The 24,310-nt window shown below is 65.6% G+C and carries 19 protein-coding genes; 9 read left to right on the top strand and 10 right to left on the bottom strand.

From position 1 onward, the window contains the following. Positions 1 to 1,056, top strand: coding sequence for a uroporphyrinogen-III C-methyltransferase (gene cobA, locus ACX80Z_RS11765; RefSeq protein WP_459315998.1), 1,056 nt, complete (start codon positions 1 to 3; stop codon positions 1,054 to 1,056). Between the two features lie 14 nt (positions 1,057 to 1,070). Next, positions 1,071 to 2,174: a uroporphyrinogen-III synthase gene (locus ACX80Z_RS11770; protein WP_083850981.1), complete on the top strand. Its 1,104-nt coding sequence runs from the start codon at positions 1,071 to 1,073 to the stop codon at positions 2,172 to 2,174. Here the strand turns inward: ACX80Z_RS11770 and ACX80Z_RS11775 are convergent. The 3 genes from ACX80Z_RS11775 to ACX80Z_RS11785 are packed head-to-tail and all read right to left on the bottom strand — an operon-like array spanning position 2,171 to position 7,262. Next, complete coding sequence (locus ACX80Z_RS11775) at positions 2,171 to 3,694, bottom strand: FAD-dependent oxidoreductase (protein WP_459315999.1); 1,524 nt, start codon at positions 3,692 to 3,694, stop codon at positions 2,171 to 2,173. The genes ACX80Z_RS11770 and ACX80Z_RS11775 overlap by 4 nt on opposite strands. Beyond that, positions 3,691 to 5,850, bottom strand: a complete 2,160-nt coding sequence (locus tag ACX80Z_RS11780; protein WP_459316000.1) for a molybdopterin oxidoreductase family protein — start codon at positions 5,848 to 5,850, stop codon at positions 3,691 to 3,693. The genes ACX80Z_RS11775 and ACX80Z_RS11780 overlap by 4 nt, the downstream gene beginning before the upstream one ends. Positions 5,851 to 5,855: 5 nt before the next feature. Then, positions 5,856 to 7,262: an MFS transporter gene (locus ACX80Z_RS11785; RefSeq protein ID WP_459316001.1), complete on the bottom strand. Its 1,407-nt coding sequence runs from the start codon at positions 7,260 to 7,262 to the stop codon at positions 5,856 to 5,858. Between the two features lie 174 nt (positions 7,263 to 7,436). On the opposite strand from ACX80Z_RS11785, the gene ACX80Z_RS11790 reads away from it, so the two are divergent. Then, positions 7,437 to 10,286, top strand: coding sequence for an FAD-binding and (Fe-S)-binding domain-containing protein (locus ACX80Z_RS11790; protein ID WP_459316002.1), 2,850 nt, complete (start codon positions 7,437 to 7,439; stop codon positions 10,284 to 10,286). Here the strand turns inward: ACX80Z_RS11790 and ACX80Z_RS11795 are convergent, their stop codons facing one another. Then, on the bottom strand, positions 10,287 to 10,736 hold the full coding sequence (locus ACX80Z_RS11795; RefSeq protein ID WP_459316003.1) for a pyridoxamine 5'-phosphate oxidase family protein: 450 nt from the start codon (positions 10,734 to 10,736) through the stop codon (positions 10,287 to 10,289). Positions 10,737 to 10,774: 38 nt separating this feature from the next. Continuing rightward, a complete protein-coding gene (locus ACX80Z_RS11800; RefSeq protein WP_019484147.1) occupies positions 10,775 to 11,011 on the bottom strand; it encodes a PLDc N-terminal domain-containing protein in 237 nt (78 codons plus the stop codon). An 87-nt stretch (positions 11,012 to 11,098) separates the two neighbouring features. On the opposite strand from ACX80Z_RS11800, the gene ACX80Z_RS11805 reads away from it, so the two are divergent. Beyond that, positions 11,099 to 13,465, top strand: a complete 2,367-nt coding sequence (locus tag ACX80Z_RS11805; RefSeq protein ID WP_035747026.1) for a phosphoketolase family protein — start codon at positions 11,099 to 11,101, stop codon at positions 13,463 to 13,465. Positions 13,466 to 13,515: 50 nt separating this feature from the next. Here the strand turns inward: ACX80Z_RS11805 and ACX80Z_RS11810 are convergent, their stop codons facing one another. The 4 genes from ACX80Z_RS11810 to ACX80Z_RS11825 all read right to left on the bottom strand — a co-directional run bounded on the left by ACX80Z_RS11810 (position 13,516) and on the right by ACX80Z_RS11825 (position 16,965). Further along, complete coding sequence (locus tag ACX80Z_RS11810) at positions 13,516 to 14,367, bottom strand: universal stress protein (RefSeq protein WP_459316004.1); 852 nt, start codon at positions 14,365 to 14,367, stop codon at positions 13,516 to 13,518. Then, positions 14,364 to 14,816: a universal stress protein gene (locus ACX80Z_RS11815; protein ID WP_019484150.1), complete on the bottom strand. Its 453-nt coding sequence runs from the start codon at positions 14,814 to 14,816 to the stop codon at positions 14,364 to 14,366. The genes ACX80Z_RS11810 and ACX80Z_RS11815 overlap by 4 nt, the downstream gene beginning before the upstream one ends. A 110-nt stretch (positions 14,817 to 14,926) precedes the next feature. Next, positions 14,927 to 16,579, bottom strand: a complete 1,653-nt coding sequence (locus tag ACX80Z_RS11820; protein WP_459316005.1) for a SulP family inorganic anion transporter — start codon at positions 16,577 to 16,579, stop codon at positions 14,927 to 14,929. Next, on the bottom strand, positions 16,576 to 16,965 hold the full coding sequence (locus tag ACX80Z_RS11825) for an ArsR/SmtB family transcription factor (RefSeq protein ID WP_024475887.1): 390 nt from the start codon (positions 16,963 to 16,965) through the stop codon (positions 16,576 to 16,578). The genes ACX80Z_RS11820 and ACX80Z_RS11825 overlap by 4 nt, the downstream gene beginning before the upstream one ends. 140 nt (positions 16,966 to 17,105) lie before the next feature. On the opposite strand from ACX80Z_RS11825, the gene ACX80Z_RS11830 reads away from it, so the two are divergent. The 4 genes from ACX80Z_RS11830 (at position 17,106) to ACX80Z_RS11845 (ending at position 22,066) form a co-directional block, all read left to right on the top strand. Beyond that, on the top strand, positions 17,106 to 19,598 hold the full coding sequence (locus ACX80Z_RS11830) for an HAD-IC family P-type ATPase (protein ID WP_459316006.1): 2,493 nt from the start codon (positions 17,106 to 17,108) through the stop codon (positions 19,596 to 19,598). A gap of 73 nt (positions 19,599 to 19,671) precedes the next feature. Continuing rightward, a complete protein-coding gene (locus ACX80Z_RS11835; protein ID WP_019484154.1) occupies positions 19,672 to 20,130 on the top strand; it encodes a universal stress protein in 459 nt (152 codons plus the stop codon). Continuing rightward, positions 20,127 to 21,176: an NAD(P)-dependent alcohol dehydrogenase gene (locus tag ACX80Z_RS11840; protein WP_459316007.1), complete on the top strand. Its 1,050-nt coding sequence runs from the start codon at positions 20,127 to 20,129 to the stop codon at positions 21,174 to 21,176. The genes ACX80Z_RS11835 and ACX80Z_RS11840 overlap by 4 nt, the downstream gene beginning before the upstream one ends. After that, positions 21,173 to 22,066: a universal stress protein gene (locus ACX80Z_RS11845; protein ID WP_459316008.1), complete on the top strand. Its 894-nt coding sequence runs from the start codon at positions 21,173 to 21,175 to the stop codon at positions 22,064 to 22,066. Before ACX80Z_RS11840 ends, ACX80Z_RS11845 begins: the two co-directional genes overlap by 4 nt. Here the strand turns inward: ACX80Z_RS11845 and ACX80Z_RS11850 are convergent. Further along, positions 22,017 to 22,466: a pyridoxamine 5'-phosphate oxidase family protein gene (locus ACX80Z_RS11850; protein WP_459316009.1), complete on the bottom strand. Its 450-nt coding sequence runs from the start codon at positions 22,464 to 22,466 to the stop codon at positions 22,017 to 22,019. The genes ACX80Z_RS11845 and ACX80Z_RS11850 overlap by 50 nt on opposite strands. A 136-nt stretch (positions 22,467 to 22,602) precedes the next feature. Here ACX80Z_RS11850 and ACX80Z_RS11855 point away from each other — a divergent pair, with 136 nt between their 5' ends. Beyond that, positions 22,603 to 24,270: a GAF domain-containing sensor histidine kinase gene (locus ACX80Z_RS11855; RefSeq protein ID WP_459316010.1), complete on the top strand. Its 1,668-nt coding sequence runs from the start codon at positions 22,603 to 22,605 to the stop codon at positions 24,268 to 24,270. Positions 24,271 to 24,310 lie beyond the last annotated feature (40 nt).

Genomic DNA, 24,310 nt, shown 5'->3' on the forward strand with positions numbered 1-24,310 from the left:
GTGCATCTCGATATTGATCTGTCTGGACGCCGCGTGGTGGTCATCGGAAGTGAGCGGGCCGCCCGCCGGGCCCTCGCGCGGTACCGGTCCGCGGGTGCCGTCGTCGAGCGGTATCCCAATCCTGGCGACTGCACAGCACCCGTGCTCGACGGTGTTGCACTCGTCGTTGTCATGGAAGGGGCGCCCGCAGCCGCGGCGCCCACCGCTGGCCCGAACCCTTGCGGCGATGCACTCCGGGGGCGGTGCCGCAGCGCTGGCGCGCTCCTCACCCGGGAGGCAGCACCGTCGGATACCGGCCATGTGACTTTGATCGGTGGTGGACCCGGCGCGTTGGGGCTGTTGACGCTCGACGCCGCGGCAGCCCTCCGGGAGGCCGACGTGGTGCTGTACGACCGGCTGGCTCCCGCCGAGGCCCTCGCCGAGTTTGCTCCGGCCGCGGAACTGCTCGACGTCGGGAAACTGCCAGGTCATCACCGGGTGCCGCAGACCGAGATCAACGACCTCCTCGTCAGTCGTGCCCGTGCGGGACGGCACGTGGTCCGGTTAAAGGGCGGCGACCCTTTCGTGTTTGGGCGCGGCAGCGAAGAGCTGGCGGCCTGCCTTGAGGCGCAGATTCTCTGCCGGGTGATCCCCGGCGTGAGCTCGGCGATTTCGGTGCCCGCCGCCGCGGGCATCCCGGTCACACATCGCGGGGTCAGTCACCTGTTCACTGTGGTGTCCGGGCACGCTCCCTTGACTGATGAGGAACATGAGCATCTCGCGGGGCTGGGCGGCACGATTGTGGTCCTCATGGGGGTCTCGACGCTTCCGCAGCTGGTGGCCGGACTCGGCCGGGCCGGAATGCGGCAGGACATGCCGGTAGCCGTCGTCGAACGCGGGTATAGCCCATCCCAGCGGACGACGGCGGGTACCCTCTCGACGATCGTCACGGCCGCTGGCGTCAGCCGGTGCCAGTCACCCGCAGTCCTTGTGATCGGTGAGGTGGTGCGTGTCGGACTCGAACTGCAGGGCGGCGCCGCCCACCTGGCGCACCTGACCGAATCCCTGGCATCGTGACCGGGGCGATCCGCATGGATGGAGCCAGCAAACAACTCGCGGGCTTCCGCATCGGGGTGACCTCCGACCGCCGTTCGGGTGACCTCATCGATGCCCTCGAACGACGCGGCGCTACGGTGTTCCATGCCCCGGCGCTGAAGATCGCTCCGATCGCTGAGGATTTGGCGTTACTGACGGACACCGCAGCCATGGTGGCCGCGCGCCCCGACCTGTTCATCATCACAACCGCCTACGGGATGCGCCGCTGGTTCGAGGCCGCGGACGCCGCCGGGCTGGGCGACGACCTCCTTGAGGTGCTGGGGGATGGCCGTATCTACGTCCGCGGGCCCAAAGCCAGGGGAGCGGTGCGCGCAGCGGGGCTGGATGACGAGGGCATCAGTTCCGATGAGACCACGGCGACCCTCGTCGACCAGTTGCTGGAGCAGGATCTCTCGGGACTGACCATTGGCGTTCAACTGCACGCGTATGCCGACGCCCATCAGCTGGACCGGCTGCAGGCCGCCGGCGCTACCCTGCTGACGGTCACGCCCTATCGCTGGGTTAAACCCGAGGGCTCCGAACGGTTGCCCCGCCTGATTGAGGCGATCTGCACCGGCCAGCTGGATTGTGTAACCTTCACCAGCGCGCCGGCCGTTGACGCCTTGTTCAGCACGGCCGCGGAGCAGGGCCTTCAGGCGGAACTGGTGCAGCGATTTCGCACCACCGTCCTGACTGCCGCCGTGGGACCGGTCACCGCGCAGCCGCTGATCGAGGCGGGAATTGAGCCGCTCGTGCCGGAACGCTTCCGGATGGGTGCACTGATCCGCCTGGTCTGCGACCACCTTTCGGAAAATTACGTGGAACAGCTGAGCACCTCGTCCGGGTGCGTCGAGGTGCGGGGCCGGGCCGTCCGGGTGGATGAGGTGGAGGTGGACCTCGCCCCGGCGCAACTCGTCCTCTTCAAGGCCCTCGTTTCCGCGCGAGGTGCTGTCCTCGGCCGTGACGCCCTGGTGGAACTCCTGGCCCGAACCGGCGCCAGCCACGCACTGGACATGAATGTGAACCGCCTGCGGAAATCCCTGCCCGATCCTGCCCTGATCGAAACAGTGGTCAAACGCGGGTACCGGTTACACATCTAGACCGCCACGGCGAAGTGCTGCTCGATCACGGCCTTGATGTCTTCGTGGCATCCCCCGCATCCCGTTCCCGCCCTGGTGCTGGCCGAGACATCGGGGACAGACGTGCAGCCGTTCACCACTGAATCCGCCACCGCGCCCCGGGTGACCCCCGCACAACGGCAGAGTGTCGCGTCGGGTCCGGAAGGAATCGCCGCCACAACTCCCTCGGCGCTGTCGAGCCGCAGCAGGCTGGAGCGGTCGGCCGGGAGCTCACTACCGCGTTCAAAAAGCAGGACCAGTTCCGCGCCGGTCCGTGGCATCCCCACGCAGACCAGACCCGTCAGGACACCGTCGCGGGTAACCATTTTCACGTAGCGTCCGTGCCCCGGGTCTGCCCAGACGGCCACGGCCAGCCCCGGCTGAACGGCCCAGGGATCCGCGTCCGTCTCGCCCGCCGTCACGGCGTCCACGCCGCGGGCCTTCAACACCAGGACGGCGTCGCGTCGCTCGGGAAGCCCGACAACGGAGGCTGGAACACCAGCGAATTCAGCAGCCCACGCCATGCCGAGGTAGTCCGCCTGCTGCCAGCCGGGACCGATCAGCCCCTGTGGGGCGGTGTCCTCCGTGCAGGCGGGGCAGGAACTGTCCCGGCAGCGCACCTCGGCGCAATCCCCGATCGCCCAGATGCCCTCCGCATTGACCGCGCGCAGCGTGTGATCGACCAGCACGCCATCGGCGACGTCGAGGCCACACTCCTCGGCGAGTTCGGTCCGCGGCCGCACACCACACGCGAGGACTAGTCTGCCACCGTCGATCCTCGTCCCGTCCGCGAGGTCCAGGCCAGCGAATCGGCCGTCCGCGAGGTGTACCCCGGTCGAGGTGCCGGCGACGACGGCGATGCCTGCGTTACGCAGCGCCGCCGCGAGAACCAAAGCCCCCTCACCCAGAAGCCGTTCCATCGGGGAGCGGCCATGATGCACGAGGGTGACCCGGCCGCCCTCCTCGGCGGCGGCAATCGCCGCCTCAATGCCGAGGATACCGCCGCCCAGCACCACGATGCGTTCCCGGGAGGCCAGAGCGGTTGCCACGGCGCGGGCATCGTCGAGGTCGCGCAGGAAACCGACCCCTGCGGGTAACGCCTGTGATCCGCCGTCGTCAATGCCCTCGAGGCACGGCAGGATGGGGCGCGAACCGGTCGCGAAAACCAGCCGGTGATAGGTGATCACCTCTCCGTCGTCGAGCAGTACCTGCCGGGCGGGGCGGTCCACCTGAGCTACCCGGGTGTCGAGACGAACATCGATGCCCAGGGCCATCAACGCCGCCGGGTCGGCCAACCCGATGGCTGCCTCACGGCTACGGCCGACGGCCACATCGGCGACGAGCACCCGGTTGTAGGCGGCCTCCTTCTCCTGGCCGATGATCGTTACGGCGACCTTTCCAGCGGCAACGAGAGGCTCAAGATGTTCAACGAGCCGGGCCGCGACCGGGCCGAAACCCACGATGACAATCCGCTCCGGAGCACCGGACTCAGGGTTACTCATGCGTTGACCTCCAGCTTGTCTGCCAATGACCGGGACGGGTGGGCGGACAGAGCCGCTACTCGTACCGGGGTTGTCTTGAATTCCGGCATGCCGGAGATGGGGTCGGTCGCGCTGGCCGTGAGTCGGTTCGCGCTGCCTGCCTCCGCGTAGTGGAACGCGAGGAACACTGTGTCCTGCCGGATGTCGGCCGTCAGATCGGCCAGAGCGTGGGCTTCGCCGTTCTCACTCGTGACGACCACACGATCATCCTGGGCAATGCCGAGGCCATCAGCCGTGACGGGATGAAGTTGCAGCCGCGGCTCGGGCTGCGCCGACAGCAACTCGGACACCCGCCGCGTCTGGGTGCCGGACTGGTAGTGCTCAAGGAGGCGTCCGGTCGCGAGGAGCAGCGGCGCGGGAACATTGGAGCCGGTCGTTGCGGCCTGCGGGGCGACCCGGACCAGAGCGGCGCGGCCGCCCGGATGCGCGAATGCGTCGAGGAAGAGCCGGGGCGTGCCGGTGCCCCCCATCGGGTAGGGCCAGTAGGCAGCTGTCCCGCCGTCGAGCAGATCGTAGTCAAGCCCTGAGTAGTCGGCCAGACCACCGGCGCTGGCACGGGCGAGCTCGTTGAACATCGTCTCGGGGTTCTCACTGAACAGCGAAGGGGCCTCCAGGAGCCGCGCGAGTTCCTGCATGATCCAGAGCTCACTGCGGGCACTTTCCGGAGGTGCCACGGCCGCCCTGCGGCGGAGGACGCGGCCCTCAAGATTGGTGATAGTGCCCTCTTCCTCGGCCCACTGCAGGACCGGAAGGACGACGTCGGCCAGCGCCGCGGTCTCGGACAGGAAAAAGTCGGAAACGACGAGCAGGTCCAGTGAGCGCAGACCGTCGATGACGGTCGCCGCGTTCGGCGCCGAGACGGCAATGTTTGCCCCGTGCACGAAGAGGCACCTGACGCCGTCCGGGCGGCCCAGCGCAGCAAGGAGTTCGACGGCGGGAAGTCCCGGCCCGGGGATCGCCTCCTCGGGTACTCCCCACACGTTGGCGATGTGGGCGCGGCCGGCCGGGTCGGTGATCTTCCGGTAGCCGGGCAGCTGGTCGGCTTTCTGGCCGTGCTCGCGACCGCCCTGGCCGTTGCCCTGCCCGGTCAGCGTCCCGTAGCCGCTGTGGGAGGTGCCAGGCAGCCCGAGGAGGAGGGCGAGGTTGATGGCCGCCGTCGTGGTGTCCGTGCCATCAGCGTGTTGTTCGATGCCCCTGCCGGTGAGAATGTAGGCGCCCGGACCGCCGTCGGCTCCGCTGCGTGCGCCGCGCGCCAGCAGCCGTGCAGTCGCCCGGATGGACGCAGCAGGAACGCCCGTGAGGCTCTGAACGCGCTCGGGCCACCAGCGCGCGAGCCCGCGGGCGACGTCGTCGTACCCAATGGTCCGTTCGTCAAGGAACGCGCGGTCCTCCAGGCCCTCGGCGACCACCACGTGGGCGAGTCCGAGGAGGAGGGCGAGGTCAGTGCCGGGGGTGGGCTGCAGGTGGATGCCCTTGCCCTGGTCAGCGAGGCGGGCCGTCGCGGACCGTCGGGGGTCGACGACAACGAGCCCGCCCGCACCCCGGGCGCCGCGGAGGTGCTGCACAAAGGGCGGCATCGTGTCAGCTGCATTCGAACCGAGGAGGAGGATCACCGAGGCAGCGTCGAGGTCCTCGAGAGGGAAGGGGAGGCCGCGGTCGACGCCGAACGCCCGGTTCCCGGCTGCCGCAGCGGACGACATGCAGAACCGACCGTTGTAGTCGATGCGGGAGGTGCGCAGGGCGAGGCGGGCGAACTTGCCGAGCGTGTAGGCCTTCTCGTTGGTGAGGCCTCCGCCGCCGAACACCGCGACGGCGTCCCGTCCATGAGCAGCCTGGATGGTGCGGACGCGGTTGCTGATGAGCTGCAGGACGTCATCCCAGGGGGCCTCCCGCAGGACGCCGTCGCTGCCGCGGAGCAGTGGCGCGGTCAGGCGATCCGGGTGGCGGAGCAGGTCGGCTGCCGACCAGCCCTTCCGGCACAGGCCGCCCCTGTTGGTGGGAAAATCGCGGCCGGCGACCGTAGCCCCACCGCCGGCGGTGGACGCGCTGACAGTCATCGCGCATTGCAGTGCGCAGTAGGGGCAGTGCGTTTGCTGTCCGGGGCCGGTTTGCTCCATGGTGGTCAAACCTTGCCGAGGGTCGAGGAGCGGCGAAGGTAGAAGAACCAGGTGACGACGAGCATCAGCACATACCCGCCGACGAAACCGTAAAAGGCGAAGTCGTAACTGCCGGAGGCACCCTTCGATGCGTTGAGGACCTGCGGGATGAGGAAGCCTCCGTAGGCGCCGATCGCCGAGATGAGGCCGAGTGCTGCCGCGGATTTGCGCGCGGTGCTGACTGATTCGCGCAGGTCTGTCTGTCCTGCCACGGCTCCCCTCACCGCGAAAATTATGGGGATCATCCGGTAGGTGGCGCCATTGCCGGTTCCAGCAGCGGCGAAGAGGACGAGGAAGAGGCCGAGGAAGAGCCAGAAGTTGGCGAGCGGAAGAGTCCAGACAACCGTGAGGGCGACCGCGGCCATGACGGCGAAGGCTGCGACGGTGATCAGTGCTCCGCCGAAACGATCGGCGAGGCGGCCGCCGAAGGGCCGGGCGAGGGATCCAACCAGCGGTCCGAGGAACGCCAGAGAGAGGGTCACCGGTCCCATCGCGAGGGTGGAAAAGGCGGGGAACGAGTCGATGATCAGTTTCGGGAACACCCCAGCGAACCCGATGAAGGATCCGAAGGTGCCGATGTAGAGCAGGGACATGATCCAGAAGTGCGGTTCGCGAAGGGCCGCGAGGGAACCCGCAATGTCGCTTTTCGCGTTGGATAGGTTGTCCATGTACTTCCAGGCGCAGAAGGCCGCGATGAGAATTAGCGGCACCCAGAGCCAGCCGGCCAGCGGAAGGTTCAGGGTAGCGGCAGCGCCCAGCGCGACGGCGATCGGTACCACCAGCTGTGCGACGGCGGCACCCAGGTTTCCTCCGGCGGCGTTCAGGCCGAGTGCCCAGCCCTTTTCACGGGCAGGGTAGAAATAGGTGATGTTCGCCATCGAGCTGGCGAAGTTACCACCACCAAACCCTGCCAGTGCTGCGACAGCGAGCAGCACGCCGAAGGGCGTGTCCGGGTTCGAGACGCAGACAGCCAACCCGATGGTGGGAATCAGGAGAAGCAGGGCGGAGATAACCGTCCAGTTCCTGCCGCCAAATCGCGGCACCATAAAGGTATAGGGGATCCGGAGGGTCGCCCCGACGAGAGACGGCATGGAGATCAACCAGAAGATCTGCGAGGTCGAGAGGGTGAAACCGGCTGCCGGTAGGTACACGACAACGATCGACCACAGTTGCCACACCACGAACCCGAGGAATTCGCACATGATGGACCACCGCAGGTTGCGCTTGGCAATGGACTTGCCCACAGTATTCCACTGCGTGGTGTCCTCGGCGTCCCAGTTGTCGATCCACCGGCCGGGCCGGTGCAGGAGTGTTGGCGCGGTCGTGGCGGGTCGAGCACTCAGGTCCGCCGGTGCTGCTTCGTCAATGCTCACGGAGACCTCCAGGGTTGGTGTTTCTACTTCCCCTGACGATACGGAGCCCGCGTTTCCACTCATGGCGTGCCACGTAAACGCTCCGTGACGTTCACCTATCCGGACTGGAATGGCTCTGTGAGAACTTCTACGCCATGAATCATGGGACCCTGAATGATGAGTAACATGTTACTCATGGCAATGACGCTCACAGCACCCACCTCCCTGGTCGTTGAACTTCAGTCCAGGGGAGTCTCCGACGTGCGGATCGACGCAACGTCCCGGGCGACCTACTCGTCCGACGCGTCCCTGTACCGGGTGCAGCCGACGGCGGTGGTCTTTCCTCGGCACCTCGACGAGGTCCTCGCGACGCTCGAGGTCTGCCGGGAGCGCGGCATCCCCTTCACCTCCCGCGGCGCCGGCACATCCCTGGCTGGCAACTCCATTGGCACCGGAGTGGTCATCGACTTCAGCCGCCACCTCAATAGAGTCCTGGAGTTCGACGCTGAAACCCGCACCGCCGTCGTCGAACCCGGCGCCGTCCACGCCACGCTCCAGAAGGTGGCCCTAGCGAACGGGTTGCGCTTCGGCCCCGACCCGTCCACCCACACCCGCTGCACCGTCGGCGGGATGATCGGCAACAACGCCTGCGGGTCCCGCGCGCTCGCCTACGGACGCACCGCCGACAACGTGACCCACCTCGACGTGGTTACCGGGTCCGGCGCCAGGCTTTATCTCGACGCGCAGGGCACGCCGTCGTCGTCGGAGACCGACGCGCTGCGCTCGCTGGTGGCCGCAGAACTGGGCACCATCAGAACCGAACTCGGCCGCTTCGGCCGGCAGGTCTCCGGGTACTCCCTCGAACACCTGCTCCCGGAACGTGGGTTCGATCTCCGCCGGGCGCTGGTCGGCAGCGAAGGGACGCTCGCCGTCGTGCTTGAAGCGGGAGTGCGGCTGGTCGCTGACGCACCGCACAAGACCATGGTGGTGCTCGGGTTCGAGACCATTGGCGACGCCGGAGACGCCGTCACCAGCGTCCTACCCTTCAAGCCCACCGCCTGCGAGGGCCTGGACTCGCGGATCGTCGACGTGGTTCGCACCCGGAAGGGCCCGCAGGCGGTGCCCGAACTGCCCGGCGGCGCGGCATGGCTGTTCGTCGAAATCTCCGGGGACGACGCCGTCGACGTCGCCGACCGCGCGGGTCGCCTCAGCGCCATTGCGCAGGCTAAACATGCCCGCATCATCACCGACCCGCGGGAGGCGCTCGCGCTGTGGCGGATCCGCGAGGACGGCGGCGGACTCGCCGGCCGCTCACCGGCGGGTGCCCCCGCCCACGCCGGGTGGGAAGACGCGGCCGTCCCGCCTGAACGGCTGGGTGATTACCTCCGCGAATTCGACGAACTGCTGCTGACCCACCACCTCACCGGGTTCCCGTTCGGGCACTTCGGCGACGGCTGCGTCCACATCCGTCTCGACTTCCCGCTGGCACACCATGGCACCACGGTGTTCCGGGAGTTCCTCACCGACGCGGCGAAGCTGGTGGCCCGCTACGGCGGCTCGCTCTCCGGGGAACACGGCGACGGCCGTGCCCGCAGCGAACTCCTGCCCTACATGTATTCGCCCGCCGCCATCGCGCTCTTCGGGAAGGTCAAGGGCATCCTCGACCCGGACAACATCCTCAACCCCGGGATCCTCGTCAACCCTGAGCCACTCGACGCGAACGTGCGGGTGGCGGAAGCGGGGCCGTTACGGTCGAGGCTCGGTTTTGGTTACCTGCACGACGACGGCGATTTCAGCCAGGCGGTGCACCGCTGCACCGGGGTGGGGCTATGCCGGGCGTCGCACGCGGACAACAGTTCGGTGATGTGCCCGTCATATCTCGCGACGCGTGAGGAAAAGGATTCCACCCGCGGCCGGGCACGGGTGCTGCAGGAAATGATCAACGGGTCAGTCACGGGTGGCGCCAAGGGCGGGGCACCGAACTGGCGTGCGCCAGAGGTGCACGACGCCCTGGACCTCTGCCTCTCCTGCAAGGGCTGCGCCTCGGACTGCCCCACCGGTATCGACATGGCCGCCTACAAGGCCGAGGTGCTGCATCAGAGCTACCAGGGTCGGATCCGGCCGGCCTCGCACTACTCGTTGGGTTGGCTGCCCCGGTGGGCGAAACTGGCTTCACTCGCCCCGCGCCTGGTAAACGCTCTGGTCCGGTTGCCTGGTGCCCGCCAGCTGGGGCTCCGGCTGGCGGGCGTCGACCAGCGGCGGTCCATCCCGGCGTTCGCACCGCAGACCTTTCACTCCTGGTTCAACGCGCGTCCCGCCGCTCCGTCTGGTGACCGGCCACCGGTGCTCCTCTGGGCGGATTCGTTCACCAACAACTTCTCCCCGGAAGTGGGACAGGCCGCGGTACGCGTCCTGGAAGCCGCCGGCTACCAGGTCAGGATCCCCGACGCACCGGTGTGCTGCGGCCTCACCTGGATTTCGACCGGCCAGCTCGACTCGGCCCGGAAGATCCTGCGGTCAAGTGTCACCGTGCTTGGCGCGTCGGTGGACCAGGGGATTCCGATCGTGGGTCTTGAACCGTCCTGCACCGGCGTGCTCAGGTCCGACGCCGTCGAATTGCTCGGGCAGGCGGCGGCCGGCCGGGTGGCCACCGCCACCCACACCCTCGCCGAGTTCCTCGCGAAGACCCCCGACTACACCCCACCGTCATTGGAAGGAACCACTGTTGTTGCGCAGCCGCACTGCCATCACCATGCCGTGATGGGCTGGAGCCCGGACGCAGCGCTCCTTGAAGGTGCCGGTGCCACGGTTCAGAAACTCGGCGGGTGCTGCGGGCTGGCAGGGAACTTCGGTGTGGAGCGGGGGCACTACGAGATCTCGGTGGCTGTGGCGGAACAGCAGCTCCTCCCGGCCGTCCGGGCCTCAGCGGACGACGCCGTCGTGCTGGCTGACGGGTATTCCTGCCGGACCCAGCTGGAGGACTTGAGCGACCGCCGCGGCATCCACCTGGCGCAGTTGCTGGACCCCGCGAGGACCGCTGACTAGCTAGTGGGCCGGGTGGACCCGCCGCCCACTAACCTTTTGCGCGGTGATGCCGAAGAACACGTTCCGTTGGCCGGGCGCCCAGGGCTCGTCGGCCCGGCTGCCCCAAAGGGTCTTCAGCAGCTCCGGATCGTTGATGCGTTCCAGAGTGCCGTTGACCAGAATGGTCCAGCCGCGGCGCGTGACGGTATCAATGTGGTCCAGCTGGAATGCCGCCCGCTCCAGCTGACTGGTGGCAATGACCCCCTCCTCGGCGGTACGAAAGTACACGGCGCGGTCATGAATGATGCAGTTCAACGGAAAAATGGTGACCACCCCGTCATGCAGGAACCCGATCCGCCCGGTTGTCTGCCCCGCCATCAACGCCCAGCATTCGTCGGCGTTCAGCTGCTCGGACGCACGCAAGAGGCCGGGGGTGTCCCAGAACTCGTCGTTAACGGTGGGCATGCTCATGAGGGCCTTCTTTCGCGAGGGCTGATCGGGTTCAGGAATTAGCGGCGGATCCCTTTGAGGAAGTAGAGGACCGGGCCGATGAAGTTGATCGCGATGATCGCAGTCCACATCAGCTTGGGCCCGTTCACCTGAGCTGCTGGCCGTTTGGCCAGGTCAGTCCACGCGGTGGCCGCGAGTGAAAGCTGGATGGAACCCATCACCAGGGTGACCGTCTGCTGCCGGGCGGTGAGGTCGCTCCACTTCCGGGACTTCTTACCTTTGTGCTTGGTATCCATCTGCCCACCGTAGTCTCAGGGACTACCAGCGGATAAGGGTCTTTCGGCACTGGATCAGGTGCCATTCGGGGGCGCAGGCTTAAATTCATGAGCCAGCAGCCGGTCCTGAATCCTGCCCAATTATCAAACATCCACGCCTGGTGGCGTGCAGCCAACTATCTTTCGGTGGGGCAGATCTACCTGATGGACAATCCGCTCCTGAGGGAGCCACTGCAGCCCGAACACATCAAGCCCCGGTTGCTCGGCCACTGGGGGACCACCCCGGGGTTGAACTTCATTTACGCGCACCTGAACCGGGCCATCATGGCCCGGGATCTGGACATGATCTACATCATGGGGCCAGGCCACGGCGGTCCTGCGGCTGTCGGATCGGCCTGGCTTGAGGGGACGTACAGCGAAACATACCCGGATATTTCCTGGGATGGGGCCGGGATGCGGCGCCTCTTCCACCAGTTCTCCTTCCCCGGCGGGATCCCCAGCCACGTGGCTCCGGAAACCCCTGGCTCAATCCACGAGGGCGGCGAGCTGGGTTACGCCCTGTCCCACGCCTACGGAGCCGCATTCGACAACCCGGACCTCACGGTCGCGGCGATCATCGGCGACGGCGAAGCGGAGACCGGCCCGCTCGCGGCCAGCTGGCACTCCAACAAGTTCGTCGATCCCCGACGGGATGGGGCGGTGCTGCCGATCCTGCACCTGAACGGCTACAAGATTGCCAACCCCACGATTCTGGCCAGAATCAGCCATGCAGAACTGGACGGATTGCTGCGCGGCTACGGCCACACCCCGTACTACGTGGAAGGCTCCGACCCGGAACAAATGCACCAGGACTTTGCCCGCGTGCTGGATACCTGCCTCGATGAGATCCGGGACATTCAGAGCCGGGCACGCACCGAGGGTGAAACCGAGCGCCCGCTGTGGCCCATGATCGTGCTGCGCTCGCCGAAGGGCTGGACCGGACCCGCCGACGTCGACGGCGTCAAGGTGGAAGGCACCTGGCGTGCACACCAGGTGCCCTTCAGCGGTGCCCGCGAAAACCCGGCGCACCGCGAGATCCTGGAGAAGTGGCTGCGCAGCTACCGGCCGGAGGAACTGTTCGACGACGACGGCGTGCCGGTTCCCGCCATCCGCGGCCTTCACCCGGAAGGCGCGCGACGGATGAGCGCCAATCCCCACGCCAACGGGGGGATTCTGCTCCGGGACCTGCAGATGCCAGACTTCCGGGATTACGCGGTTTCCATCGGATCGCCGGGAACCGGGGCCGTCGAATCGACGAGGGTGCTCGGAACTTTCCTCCGGGACGTCATGACCGGCAACATGGAGTCCTTCAGGGTCTTCGCCCCGGACGAAAACAACTCCAACCGGTTGGACAACGTGCTCGAAGCCACGGACAGGACCTGGAACGCCGACGTCGTCCCCGGGGATGACCATCTTGCGCCGGACGGCAGGGTGATGGAAATCCTGTCCGAACACACGTGCCAGGGCTGGCTGGAAGGGTATCTCCTCTCCGGCAGGCACGGCTTCTTCTCCTGCTATGAAGCATTCATCCACGTGGTCGATTCGATGTTCAACCAGCACGCCAAATGGCTGAGCACCACCAACGACATCCCGTGGCGCCGGCCCGTCGCCTCGTTGAATTACCTGCTGACGTCCCACGTCTGGCGTCAGGACCACAACGGTTTCTCGCACCAGGACCCCGGCTTCATCGACCATGCGGTCAACAAGAAAGCCGACGTAATCCGCGTGTACCTTCCACCGGACGCCAACACCCTGCTGTCCGTCGCCGACCACTGCCTGCGCAGCCGCCAGTACGTGAACATCATCGTGGCAGGCAAGCAGCCTCAACTGCAGTATCTGGACATGGAGTCGGCAATCCAGCACTGCATCAAGGGCGTCGGTATCTGGGAGTGGGCGAGCTCCGACGCAGGGCAGGAGCCCGACGTGGTCATGGGTTGCGCCGGGGATGTGCCGACGATGGAGACCCTCGCCGCCGTCGAGATCCTGCAACACCACTTCCCTGACCTGCGGATCAGGGTGGTCAACGTGGTGGACCTGATGCGGCTCCAGGACCAGAGCAGCCATCCGCACGGACTCTCCAGCGTGGAGTTCGATGCCGTATTCACACAGGATAAGCCTGTCATCTTCGCCTACCACGGCTACCCCTGGCTGATCCATCGGCTGACCTACCGCCACACGAACCATAACAACTTCCACGTGCGCGGCTACAAAGAAGAGGGCACCACGACCACGCCATTCGACATGTGCGTGATGAACCAGATTGACCGGTTCAATCTGGCCATCGACGTCATCGACCGGGTGCCCCGGCTCCGGGACGTTTCCTCCCATGTCAGGGAAGAGCTGAAGGACAAATTGATCCAGCACCATCAGTACATCAGGACGGCTGGTGAGGATCTGCCGGAGGTCAGGAACTGGCAGTGGACGGCTGGTTCCTAGCCAGGGTGGACCATGCCCAACCTAGCTAGGGTGGGCATGGTCCCGCCGCCCTAGGTCCGGGGGCGCCGGGAGATCAGAATGTTCCCCTTGGCATGATGAAGAATGGCTTGGGCCGTCGAACCGACAGCACCCATAAAATTGCCCTGCCCCGTCTCGCCTACCACCACAATGCGCGCGGACTCGGCGGCTTCCAGGATTGTGCCGGCCACCGAATGGCCAGTCACCAGCACGGATTCGATCTCCACGCCCGGGGCGGCGGTGCGGGCTCGAAGCGCGGCGGCGGCGAGGATCTGCATAGCTCTGACATCCGAGCCGGGATAGGAGTGATTCCGTCCGAACAGGCGGATGTCGTCGCGCACGTGCATGAGCTTTAGCGGAGCTTTCCATAGGGCGGCGAGGGCGATGGCGTCGTCCAGTGCAGTATCGCTTTTCGGGGAGCCATCAAGGCCGATCAGCACTGATCCGGTTGCATCGGTTTGCTGACGCACCACCACCACAGGACAGGACGCCGTATTAGCGAGTTTGAGGCTGACCGAACCGACCAGCAGGCCCATGAACCCACCCAGTCCGCGGCTTCCGACCACCACCAGGTGGGCGTTGCGTGACATCCGGTCCAGGATTGCCGATGAAACCCCAGAGATGAGGCTCGCCTTCAGGTCCAGCTCGGGAGCGAGACGTCGCGCTTCGGCTTCCCCCTCTGCGACGATCGCCTCCGCCGCATGCCGCAATCCGCTGTCGGCGACGCCCTCGACCGGCCCCAGATCGTCAGTGAACAGGGGCCAGATCCAGCAGTGCACCAGATGGAGGGTGCGGTGTTCCAGCATCGCCTGCGCCACCGCCCACTCGAGTGCTGTGCGGGACTGAGCTGAACCGTCGTAGCCAACAACGATGCTGTTCTTCATTCATTACTACTTTCATTAGGGGGTGATGTTTCCGGGCCATGGGCGATCAGTACCGGACAGGATGCATGCTCGGCGACGGCGGAACTTACTGATCCCAGAAGCAGTCCGACGAAACCGCCGTGTCCCCGACTCCCGACGATCAGCATCTGCGCGGCACGACTCTCGTCGATCAGCACTCCGGCTGGTGGGCCCTGCCGGGTCAGTGCGGTGACATGGGCGGGCGGTTCGCCGTCGAACGCTTTCTCCAACGCATTGGACAGGATGGTTTTGGCAACGCTCTTTGGATCCCACCCGGAGACCGGGAATTCGTAGTAGGTGAAGGGGACCTGCCAGGCGGCGATAGCCCGGATCGAGGTGGCGACGGTTGGTACGAGCCGCTCCGCCCACTGCAGTGCGAGAACTGACGATGGTGAGCCGTCGACCCCGACGACGATGTACTTGTCTTCCATGGTTGCCCCCTCTTGTTGTCCTCCCACCATGCATCAGGAAGCCGGCCGGGGCCAGAGGCTTTGGTCCCGGCCTTCAATACTGCGGGACGCTGCCTCAGAGGGATGCTGCCTCAGGGGGTGGTGGCCGGCGCCTCCCGGTTTCGGGCGACGTGGCTGCGGGCATGTTCCACGGCGGGTTCCAGGGCGGTAAAGAGGTGGTTGTGGTGACGAAGAGATTCAAGGACGCCAACCCGGGTAATGAGTCGCAGATGACGATCCTGGACTCCCTTGACCAGAACTGTAATGCCGCGGCGCTCCAGGGTATTGACGAGATCCGCGATCACCCTTGCGCCGGTCGCATCCAGCGACTGCAGCTGAGACATTCGAATGATCACCACCTCAACATTTTCGATGTCGCTGACCCGTTCCAGGACCCGCTCGGCGGCAGCAAAGAAAAGAGCTCCCTCGATCCGGTAGACGGCGATCCTTGAGTCGCCGTCCTGGACTGGACCGGAGATTTCCTCCCGGTGCACCCCGCCGGACTTGACCAGTGCACGTAGGGCGAAGAACGCGGCCACCAGCACGCCGATTCCCACCGCCTGGATCAGATCGAAGGAAACCGTGACGACTGCTGTCACGATCAGGACCACAGTGTCTCCGCGGGTTGAGCCCACCACGCTGCGCAGGGTGGAAAGTGAGACCATCCGGATGGCCGTCACCATCAGCACTCCAGCCAGGGCAGCCAGGGGGATGCGGGCCACGGGGCCGGTCGCCAGATAGACCACAAAGAGCAAAACGAAGGCGTGCGTGATTGCCGCGAACCGGGTGCGCCCTCCCGAGCGGATATTCACGGCTGTGCGGGCAATCGCACCGGTGGCGGGCATGCCGCCGAAAAACCCGGACGCCACCGATGCCAGGCCCTGGCCGAAAAGCTCCCGGTCCGCGTCGTAGGAGCCGGTGTCGGAGATCGAGGTGGCAACCCGGGCGGAAAGCAAGGACTCGATCGCCGCGAGAATGGCGATGGTTGCTGCCGGTCCGGTCAGTACAATCACCAATTCCCAGTCCCAGCCCGGCACCGTGGGTGCCGGCAGGGAATCGGGGAGGGCCCCGATCCGCGCGACCGGCATCGCCAGCAGTTCAGCCATCACACTCGCTGCGATGATGGCGATAAGGGAGCCCGGAAGGCGATGGTGGAGCCGCGGTGCGCCGATCATGATGAGAGCCACCACCGCAACGAGCACGCCGGCTGCCAGAAACTCGGTCGTTGAGGCTGCCCCTGCGGCCTGGAGTGCAGAAACGGCCGCATTGCTGCTTGGCCCCGCATCCTCACCGATGGCGGCTGGCACCTGCTGCAGGAAGATAATGATGGCGATGCCGAGGGTGAAGCCCTCAATGACGGGCCACGGCAAGAACGAGACCACCCGTCCCAGCTTCAACACACCCGCCGCGACCACCATCACGCCGGCCAGGACGCTCACCAAGGCCAGCGCCTCGATCCCATGCGAGGCGATGACTGGACCCAACACCACGACCATCGCACCGGTAGGACCGGACACCTGAACGTGGGAGCCTCCGAAGATTGCCGCCACCAGACCCGCTACCACTGCGGTGATGAGGCCACTGGCGGCGCCCGCGCCGGAGCTGACCCCGAACGCGAGCGCCAACGGCAGTGCCACAATTCCGACCGTCAGGCCGGCGATGAGGTCACCCCGCCAGGTCCGGGGCAGCTGGGCGTAGTCCCGAACCGAGGGGAGTAGTGCCCGGACTGTCGGGAGGATCCTCATCTGTTGTCTCCGTCGACAGTCGTGGATCCGGTGGCCGTCGAGTACTCAAGGTCTTCCTTCGTGGCGTTGAGCACGTTCTGGAGGAGTCCGCGGGCTACCGCGAGCAGTTCCGCCGCCAGCGGATCGGCAAGGGTGTAGAACTGCTGGAGTCCGCGCCGCTCCGACTTCACCAGTCGGTAGCGTCGCAGCACCGACAGGTGCTGGGAGAGATGAGAGGCCTCCAAGCCTGTCGCCGTCAACAGATCCGAGACCGAGACCTCGGGTGCGGCAGAGAGAAGTTCCAGGACGCGGATCCGGACGGGATGGGCGAGTCCCTTGAAGAGGTTCGCCTTTACTTCGTAGAGGGGTGCGCGGAAGTCGGCGTACTCCGGTGGTGAATCCTTCATTGACCTTCACTCCAACTAATTGACTATTTGATGATTCTATCATTCAAGAGGGGTACAAAGACCCTTACTCAGCGAAGCCGTCAGAGTCCACACTGGAGAAAGCTGCTGCAATCATGCCGTGCTGACGAGAGAGGTACCCCATGGAAGCAGCTGAAGCAGTGGGCCAACGCCACAAGGGCCAATCGGGCCCCAAACACTTGGCGCAGGTCGCCGAACGAACAGGGCTCTCCGCCGCCGACGTCGCTGTCCGTGTCGAATCCGGTCAGACCAACAACGTCCCGGACCAATCGAGCCGTAGCCTCTGGGACATCTTCAGGGCCAACGTCCTGACGCTCTTCAACGCCATTGTTGCGGGCAGCTTTTTACTGCTCCTCTTCCTCGGACAGTGGCGGGATGCACTGTTCGGGTTCGCTGCAGTCGGCAACGCGCTGATCGGCGTCGTGCAGGAGTTCAAAGCCAAGAAATCCCTTGACCGTCTCGCGGTTCTGAACGCCCCGCGGGCGAGGGTCCTCAGGGACAGCACGGTCCAGGACGTCGACGTCAAAGACGTCGTCAAGGACGACATTCTGGTACTCCGCGCCGGGGATCAGGTCCCCGCCGATGCGGTGATCCTGGAGGCCGAGGGTCTTGAGATCGACGAATCTTTGCTGACCGGAGAATCAGAACCTGTCGACAAGGTGATCGATGATGAGGTGTTGTCGGGCTCCAGCGTTGTGAGCGGGCAGGCCTGGGCGATAGTCAACCGAGTCGGCGCTGACTCCTTCTCCAGCCGTCTGACCGCCGAAGCCAAACGCTTCTCCCTGGTTCACTCAGAAATCCGGCAGGGCCTGAATCAGGTCCTGCGTTGGATCACCTTCGCGCTGCTGCCCGTGATGGCCATTGTGGTCAACGGTCAGATGCAAAGCCAGGGCGGATGGGAACAGGCGATCACCACCGGTGCCTGGAGAACAGGCGCGGTGGGCGCCGTCGCCAGCGTCATCGCCATGATCCCCTTGGGGCTGGTGCTCATGACAAGCGTCGCCTTTGCCGTGGGAGCCGTGCGCCTGGCCCAGCAGAACGTGCTCATTCAGGAACTGGCGGCTGTCGAGGGACTGGCCCGGGTGGACGTCCTATGCCTCGACAAGACAGGAACGTTGACCGCGGGGAAGATCGTCTTCGACGAGGTTCACAAAATTGGGACCGCCCCCCAGGAGGGATGGAAACAAGCTCTTGGCTGGTTCGGGGCAGACGCCAACGCCAACGCCACCGCCCGGTGTCTGGCTGACGCCTTCGACGACGACGGTTCGCTCAGCCCGGTCGCGTCGGTACCGTTCTCCTCTGCACGGAAATGGAGTGCGGTCAGTTTTCCCGACGGCACACCAGCAGCCGGAACGTGGCTCCTGGGCGCCCCGGAGATCGTGCTCGAGTCGAGCACGTCGAGCACCCCGGCGGCACGGGAAGCGCTGGACGCCGCCTCACGTCTTGCTGGTTCCGGTCTGCGCACCCTCGTTCTGGCTTATGCACCCACTCCACCAGCGGTCCAGAATGATGATGAAGCGGTGCTTCCAGCCGACCCCGCCCCGGTGGCCCTGTTGACCTTTCGTGAGCAGGTCCGGTCAGACGCCGCCCAGACGCTCTCCTACTTCACGGAGCAGGGCGTCTCGCTGAGGATCATCTCCGGTGACGACCCCCGAACCGTCGCAGCGGTCGCACGGGAGGTGGGCGTGGCCACGGACGCAGGCTTCGACGCCCGGGAGCTTCCCGAAGATCCCGAGGAGTTGGCCGAAGTGATGCAGCACCACACGGTCTTTGGCCGGGTGACGCCGGCCCAGAAGAAGGGCATGGTCATTGCCCTGCAACGTCGCGGGCACGTTGTGGCGATGACCGGCGACGGCGTCAACGACGCGCTCGCCCTGAAGGAAGCCGACATTGGTATCGCCATGGACTCGGCCGCCGCCGCCACAAAGGCCGTCTCACGGCTGGTGCTGCTGGACGGCCGGTTCGACCGGCTCCCGGGCGTCGTCGCCGAGGGGCGCCGGGTGATCGCCAACATTGAACGCGTATCGATGCTGTTTTTGGCCAAAACGGCTTACGCGGTCATTCTCTCGATAACCTTCGGAGCGCTGCTCTGGGACTTCCCCTTCCTGCCCCGGCAGCTGTCGGCCACCGATGGAATCACCATTGGTATTCCTGCGTTCTTCCTGGCGTTGATGCCCAACACCCGCCGCTACCGCAGCGGATTCTTGAAGCGTTCCCTGTCCTTTGCCATACCGGCGGGGCTCATCATTGCGCTCGCCGTCGTCGCCATCAACACCTATTCGCGGTGGACAGACACCGGCACCGCTGCTGAGGTGCGGACCGCCGCAGCTCTGGTTTTGGCGTTGATCGCACTATGGGTGTTGGTTGTCCTGTCACGTCCGCTGAACCGCTGGCGGGTGCTGATCATCGGGGCGATGTTCGCGGGGCTGGGGCTGGTGCTGACGGTGCCCCTGCTCAGCGACTTCTTCGACTTCACCGTGCCGGGGTGGAACCATCTCGTGGCGTCGGGCGTCGTCGCACTTTTGGGTGGAATAGCCATTGAAATCCTGTTCCGGCACCACCGGCGGCTCCTCGCCGCGCCCGATGACACCCCAGAACGGGCCCTAAGACCCTAACGCTCACGGGCAGGTGCGGGTGAGACTGAAGGAAGCAGCTGCAACCTTGCCGCGCTGACACGGGAGGCACATCATGGAAGCATCTACCTCACCCCGCATCGTCGTCGGAGTTGACGGCTCCGAGCAATCGATCGCCGCACTGCGTTTCGCCCGGAAACTTGCACCACCATTCAACGCGGTGATCCAGGCGGTCAGCACCTGGGATTACCCGCCAGAGTACGCCGGCTATGTGCCGATCGGTAGCGACAACTTCGAGGAAATCACCCACAAACACCTCGACACTGCTGTGCAATCAGCGTTCGGGGATGACCCGCCCGAGGGGTTGGAGAAGGTCGTACTCTTTTCCCACCCGTCCAAAGGGCTGGTCAAGGCGGCTGAGGGAGCGGTGATGCTCGTCCTCGGACGCCGCGGACACGGTACTTTCAGAGGCCTGCTCATGGGATCGGTCAGTGGCGCCTGCGTGGCCCACGCAAAATGCCCCGTCCTCGTGGTCGAGGGTTCAACAGGGGAAATGCCCGAGGATCACGCGTGAGGGCGCTGCAGTATCGCACAGTCGGATCGGCCCCTGAACTCGTTGACATTCCCACCCCAGTCCCCGGACCCGGACAAGTCCTGCTGCGCGTAACCGCGGCCGGTGTCTGCCATTCAGACCAATTCATCATGGATCTTCCCGCGGACCAGTACATCTACGGTCTGCCGCTCACGCTTGGCCACGAGGGCGCAGGCACCGTCGAATCCTGGGGTGCCGGGGTAACCGGGCTCCAGGTGGGTGACTCCATGCTCGTCTACGGTCCGTGGGGTTGCGGGCGCTGCTATACCTGCGCCCAAGGCAACGAGAACTACTGCGAGGTAGCGGCAGAGCAGGGGATCGCACCCCCGGGCCTCGGCGCGCCGGGCGCCATGGCCGAGTTCATCCTGGTCGACGACCCCCGACATCTGGTGCCCCTCGGCGACCTCGACCCGGTGGCCAGCGTGTCACTCACCGATGCCGGGTTGACCCCGTACCACGCCATCAAGCAAAGCCTGCCGAAACTGGTCCCAGGCTCGACGGCGGTGGTCATCGGCGTAGGCGGGCTCGGCCACGTCGGTGTCCAGATCCTTCAGGCGCTGAGCGCGGCGACCATCATCGCCATTGACACGTCAGAGCAGAAACGTGCTCTCGCGCTCGACGTCGGCGCCGACCATGTGCTGGCCCCCGGGGAGGAGGCCGAGGCGCAGATCCGGACCCTTACCGGCGGCAAGGGTGCCACGGCGGTCTTCGACTTTGTGGGTGCTCCCGTCACCACGGGGTTCGCCTCCCGGGTGGTCGGAATCGGTGGTGACATTGCCGTTGTGGGGGTTGGAGTGGGCACCGTCGACGTCGGTTTCTTCTCCACGCCGTGGGACGCCCAGGCACGTGCCCCCTACTGGGGATCCAGAGCAGAGCTGATGGAAGTGGTGGAACTGGCTCGAGTGGGGAAAATCCACGTCGAGTACGAGCAGTTTTCCCTGTCCGATGGACCCACGGCCTATGAGCGGCTCCGGGCCGGAACGCTTCGCGGCCGCGCGGTCATCGTCCCCGAAAGCACCACCTCGTGACCGACACAGCAGGCGCCGACTTCGCCGAGGACCGGCCCATCGTCGTCGCCTTCCGGGACGGGCTGACCGGCCCGGCGCTCCTGCGCTGGGCCGTGCGGCGCGGCCACCAAACCGGGCAGCACATTACGATGCTGCATGCCCTTCCCGACCCGTCACTCGTGCTCCCCGTGGCAGCGGGTGGGACACCGTACGGAAGCCTGATCGCTGCGGCTCGCCAGGCGCTCGATGAGGAGTCCCGGAAGGTGTGCGCCGACTATCCCGACGCACACGTCACCGCCAACGTGCATTGCGGCGACATCGTGGACGCCCTGGTCAGCCTCTCCGAGGATGCATCCCTCCTCGTTGTTGGTGCTGACCGGCTGGACGGAAAGACGGGCGAATACCTCGGATCCGTCGGGCAGCAGGTAGCCCTTGGCAGCACCTCTCCGGTAGCAGTGATCCCGCGGGATCCCAGCGCCGGCGCCAGCTCCGACAACGACGGCGACGTGGTGGTGGGCGTCGATGGCTCGGCGGAATCGCACGACGCGTTGCGCGTGGCAGCGGCCGAAGCCAGCCGGTCGGGTCACGGGCTCAAAGTCGTCACCTCAGCGACAGATACAACAGCTCCGGAGGTCAGCGGAACCGCTTCGGTGCTCGCGCAACTGAAGGTGACGTATCCGTCGCTCACCGTAACGAGGGTCCTCGATGACGAGCGGCCTCCCGTGGAGTCCCTCCTGTTCCACGCCGCTGACGCGTTCCTGCTGGTGATTGGGCGGCACGGTCGGGGTGCCCGACCGGGAATCATGCTGGGCTCAGTAACTCACACGCTGCTGCTAGCTCCGCCGTGCCCCACCCTGGTGGTTACTCTTCGCTCGCTACCGGCATCTCCTGCAGCTGGGGGGCCGGCGTAACGTCGAAGCTCCGACCGGTGACACTCGTGGGCACTATCCGCATAAAGCGGTCCTTCCGCCCGGGCTCCCACGGGTGTAGAGGAAGGTGGATCGTGGACATCAGTTCGGCGGTGCGTTGAATGGTTGATGCATTCCCTTTGATGACCACGCTCCAGGCCCGTGACCCGTCCTGCAGGACACCATCGGCCTCGAACGCCACCGGAGCGCCTTCGGCTGCCCGCTGTTTTGATCCCTCAGAGGTACGGAACACCAGCGTTCCGTGGTCTACCTGCGTATTGATGGGGAAAATTTCGGGCTGCCCGTCGACGCACAGGGCCATCCGACCGTAGGCGGTGCCGCGCAATAGCTCCCAACAGGTGTGGGCCGGTAAAACGGATGTGGGTGTATTCTCGGAGTCCATAGCCCGACAGTAAGGTCGGACGCCCCGCACCACTAGGGCCGGAAGACCTAATCCGCCGGGTCAGCCTCCGTATGCTCCTTCATTTTCACCACGACAACGAATCGAAGGCCAGGGTTCAACTCACTGGAGTCGCACAATGAGTCCCATCCGAACCACCCCAGTCACAGATCCCGATGACGTGCCCCCTCCGCTGAAGTCCGCGGGGGAAATTGACCATCTGCTGGCAGGATTCGCTGCCATCGCGGAAAACCAGGGTCTGCAGACCGTGCTGGAACGGGTGGTGGAGGCGGCCTGCCGGCTGGTGGACGCGAAGTACGCGGCCCTTGGTGTTATCGGTCCGGACGGAGTGCTGAGTCATTTCATCACCGTGGGCCTCGACGGGGACCAGATCAGCCAGATCGGTGCACTGCCCGTAGGACACGGGGTGCTCGGGCTGCTTATCAGTGAGCCGAAACCACTTCGCCTCGAAGACCTCCGCCAACACCCCGCATCCTTCGGGTTCCCAGCAGGTCATCCCCAGATGACGTCCTTCCTCGGTGTGCCGATCAGGGTGCGCGACACGGTCTTCGGCAACCTGTATCTGACCGAAAAGAACGGCGGTGGGGACTTCTCCCAGTCCGATGAGGATCTGACGGTTGCCCTCGCGGCGGCGGCCGGGGTGGCCATCGAAAACATGCGGCTCTTCGAAGCTGAGACGAGACGCTCCCGATGGCTGGAATGCGGACAGGATGCGGTTCAGGCGCTCCTGAACTCCTCCTCGGAGCTGAACCTCAGCGATGTGGAGATCGTTGCCGAACACGCGAAGGCTGCCTCCGGCGCATCCCTAATCCTCATCCTTACCCGGATGGCGCCCGACGAGGCCTTGTATTGCGAGGTGGCTCTCGGCCTGCACGGCGACAGCTTTCGCGGGCGGCTTGTGGGCGACGGGACGGCCCTCCGCAAGGTAACGCTTCCGTTCCGGGATACAGCAGTTCTCAACGGGCGCGACCTCCAGGACGTGCTGCCCAACTCAGAGCCCGATGTGTTCGACGCCGCCATGTACACCCGGATCACCGACCGGGGCAGCCACGCACGGTTCCTGGTCATTGCCCGCACCAAGGATGATCCGCCGTTTTCGCCCGTGGATCAGCGAATGGTTGCCGCGTTCGCCTCCCAGATTTCCACGGCCCTGGAACTGACCCAGATGCAGATCCAGCGCGAACAGGACGCCGTCTTCGGAGACCGGGACCGGATTGCCCGGGACCTCCACGACCTGGTCATTCAGCGGATGTTCGCCGCCGGACTCAGTATTCAGAGTCTTCGAAAGCATGTGGTCGGGGATGAGCCCCTCGCCCGGATCGCTTCCGTCACCACTGAGCTCGACGCGACTATCGGTGAGCTGAGGGCCACGATCTACTCGCTGCAATCGGTGACGAACAGCGAGGACAGCCTGAGCTCACGGATCCTCGCGCTTGTCCGCCGGTCCCTTGACGGTTCCGACGTCGAACCGGTCATCCACTTTTCCGGACCACTCGACACCGTGGTCCGGGTGGCGACGGCGGCCCATGTGGAAGCAATCCTTCGGGAAGCACTCTCCAACGCGCTGCAACATTCGCAGGCCACCACCATCATGGTGACGCTGTCTGCGAGCACGGATTCAGTCAACCTGCGGATCGCTGACGACGGCCAGGGATTCGAGCAGACCGGGCGTCGCAGTGGGCTGCGGAACATGCAGCAGCGGGCTGAGGAACTCGGCGGAGAGGTCAGGATCGAATCCTCCCTGGGCCACGGCACCACCATCGACGTGATACTGCCCCTGAGCTGACGATCCGGTGAGCAACCTGGACAGGCCGCGTCAACTTGGG

This window comes from Arthrobacter sp. TMT4-20, from assembly GCF_054510775.1.

Bases quoted from the DNA above. Each gene is read 5' to 3' on its own strand.
- ACX80Z_RS11825 (WP_024475887.1), bottom strand. From the start codon at position 16,965: ATGAAGGATTCACCACCGGAGTACGCCGACTTCCGCGCACCCCTCTAC.
- ACX80Z_RS11830 (WP_459316006.1), top strand. From the start codon at position 17,106: ATGGAAGCAGCTGAAGCAGTGGGCCAACGCCACAAGGGCCAATCGGGC.
- ACX80Z_RS11815 (WP_019484150.1), bottom strand. From the start codon at position 14,816: ATGGAAGACAAGTACATCGTCGTCGGGGTCGACGGCTCACCATCGTCA.
- ACX80Z_RS11850 (WP_459316009.1), bottom strand. From the start codon at position 22,466: ATGGACTCCGAGAATACACCCACATCCGTTTTACCGGCCCACACCTGT.
- ACX80Z_RS11790 (WP_459316002.1), top strand. From the start codon at position 7,437: ATGGCAATGACGCTCACAGCACCCACCTCCCTGGTCGTTGAACTTCAG.
- ACX80Z_RS11820 (WP_459316005.1), bottom strand. From the start codon at position 16,579: ATGAGGATCCTCCCGACAGTCCGGGCACTACTCCCCTCGGTTCGGGAC.
- ACX80Z_RS11805 (WP_035747026.1), top strand. From the start codon at position 11,099: ATGAGCCAGCAGCCGGTCCTGAATCCTGCCCAATTATCAAACATCCAC.
- ACX80Z_RS11770 (WP_083850981.1), top strand. From the start codon at position 1,071: ATGGATGGAGCCAGCAAACAACTCGCGGGCTTCCGCATCGGGGTGACC.
- ACX80Z_RS11795 (WP_459316003.1), bottom strand. From the start codon at position 10,736: ATGAGCATGCCCACCGTTAACGACGAGTTCTGGGACACCCCCGGCCTC.
- ACX80Z_RS11780 (WP_459316000.1), bottom strand. From the start codon at position 5,850: ATGGAGCAAACCGGCCCCGGACAGCAAACGCACTGCCCCTACTGCGCA.
- ACX80Z_RS11855 (WP_459316010.1), top strand. From the start codon at position 22,603: ATGAGTCCCATCCGAACCACCCCAGTCACAGATCCCGATGACGTGCCC.
- ACX80Z_RS11810 (WP_459316004.1), bottom strand. From the start codon at position 14,367: ATGAAGAACAGCATCGTTGTTGGCTACGACGGTTCAGCTCAGTCCCGC.
- ACX80Z_RS11775 (WP_459315999.1), bottom strand. From the start codon at position 3,694: ATGAGTAACCCTGAGTCCGGTGCTCCGGAGCGGATTGTCATCGTGGGT.
- ACX80Z_RS11800 (WP_019484147.1), bottom strand. From the start codon at position 11,011: ATGGATACCAAGCACAAAGGTAAGAAGTCCCGGAAGTGGAGCGACCTC.
- ACX80Z_RS11835 (WP_019484154.1), top strand. From the start codon at position 19,672: ATGGAAGCATCTACCTCACCCCGCATCGTCGTCGGAGTTGACGGCTCC.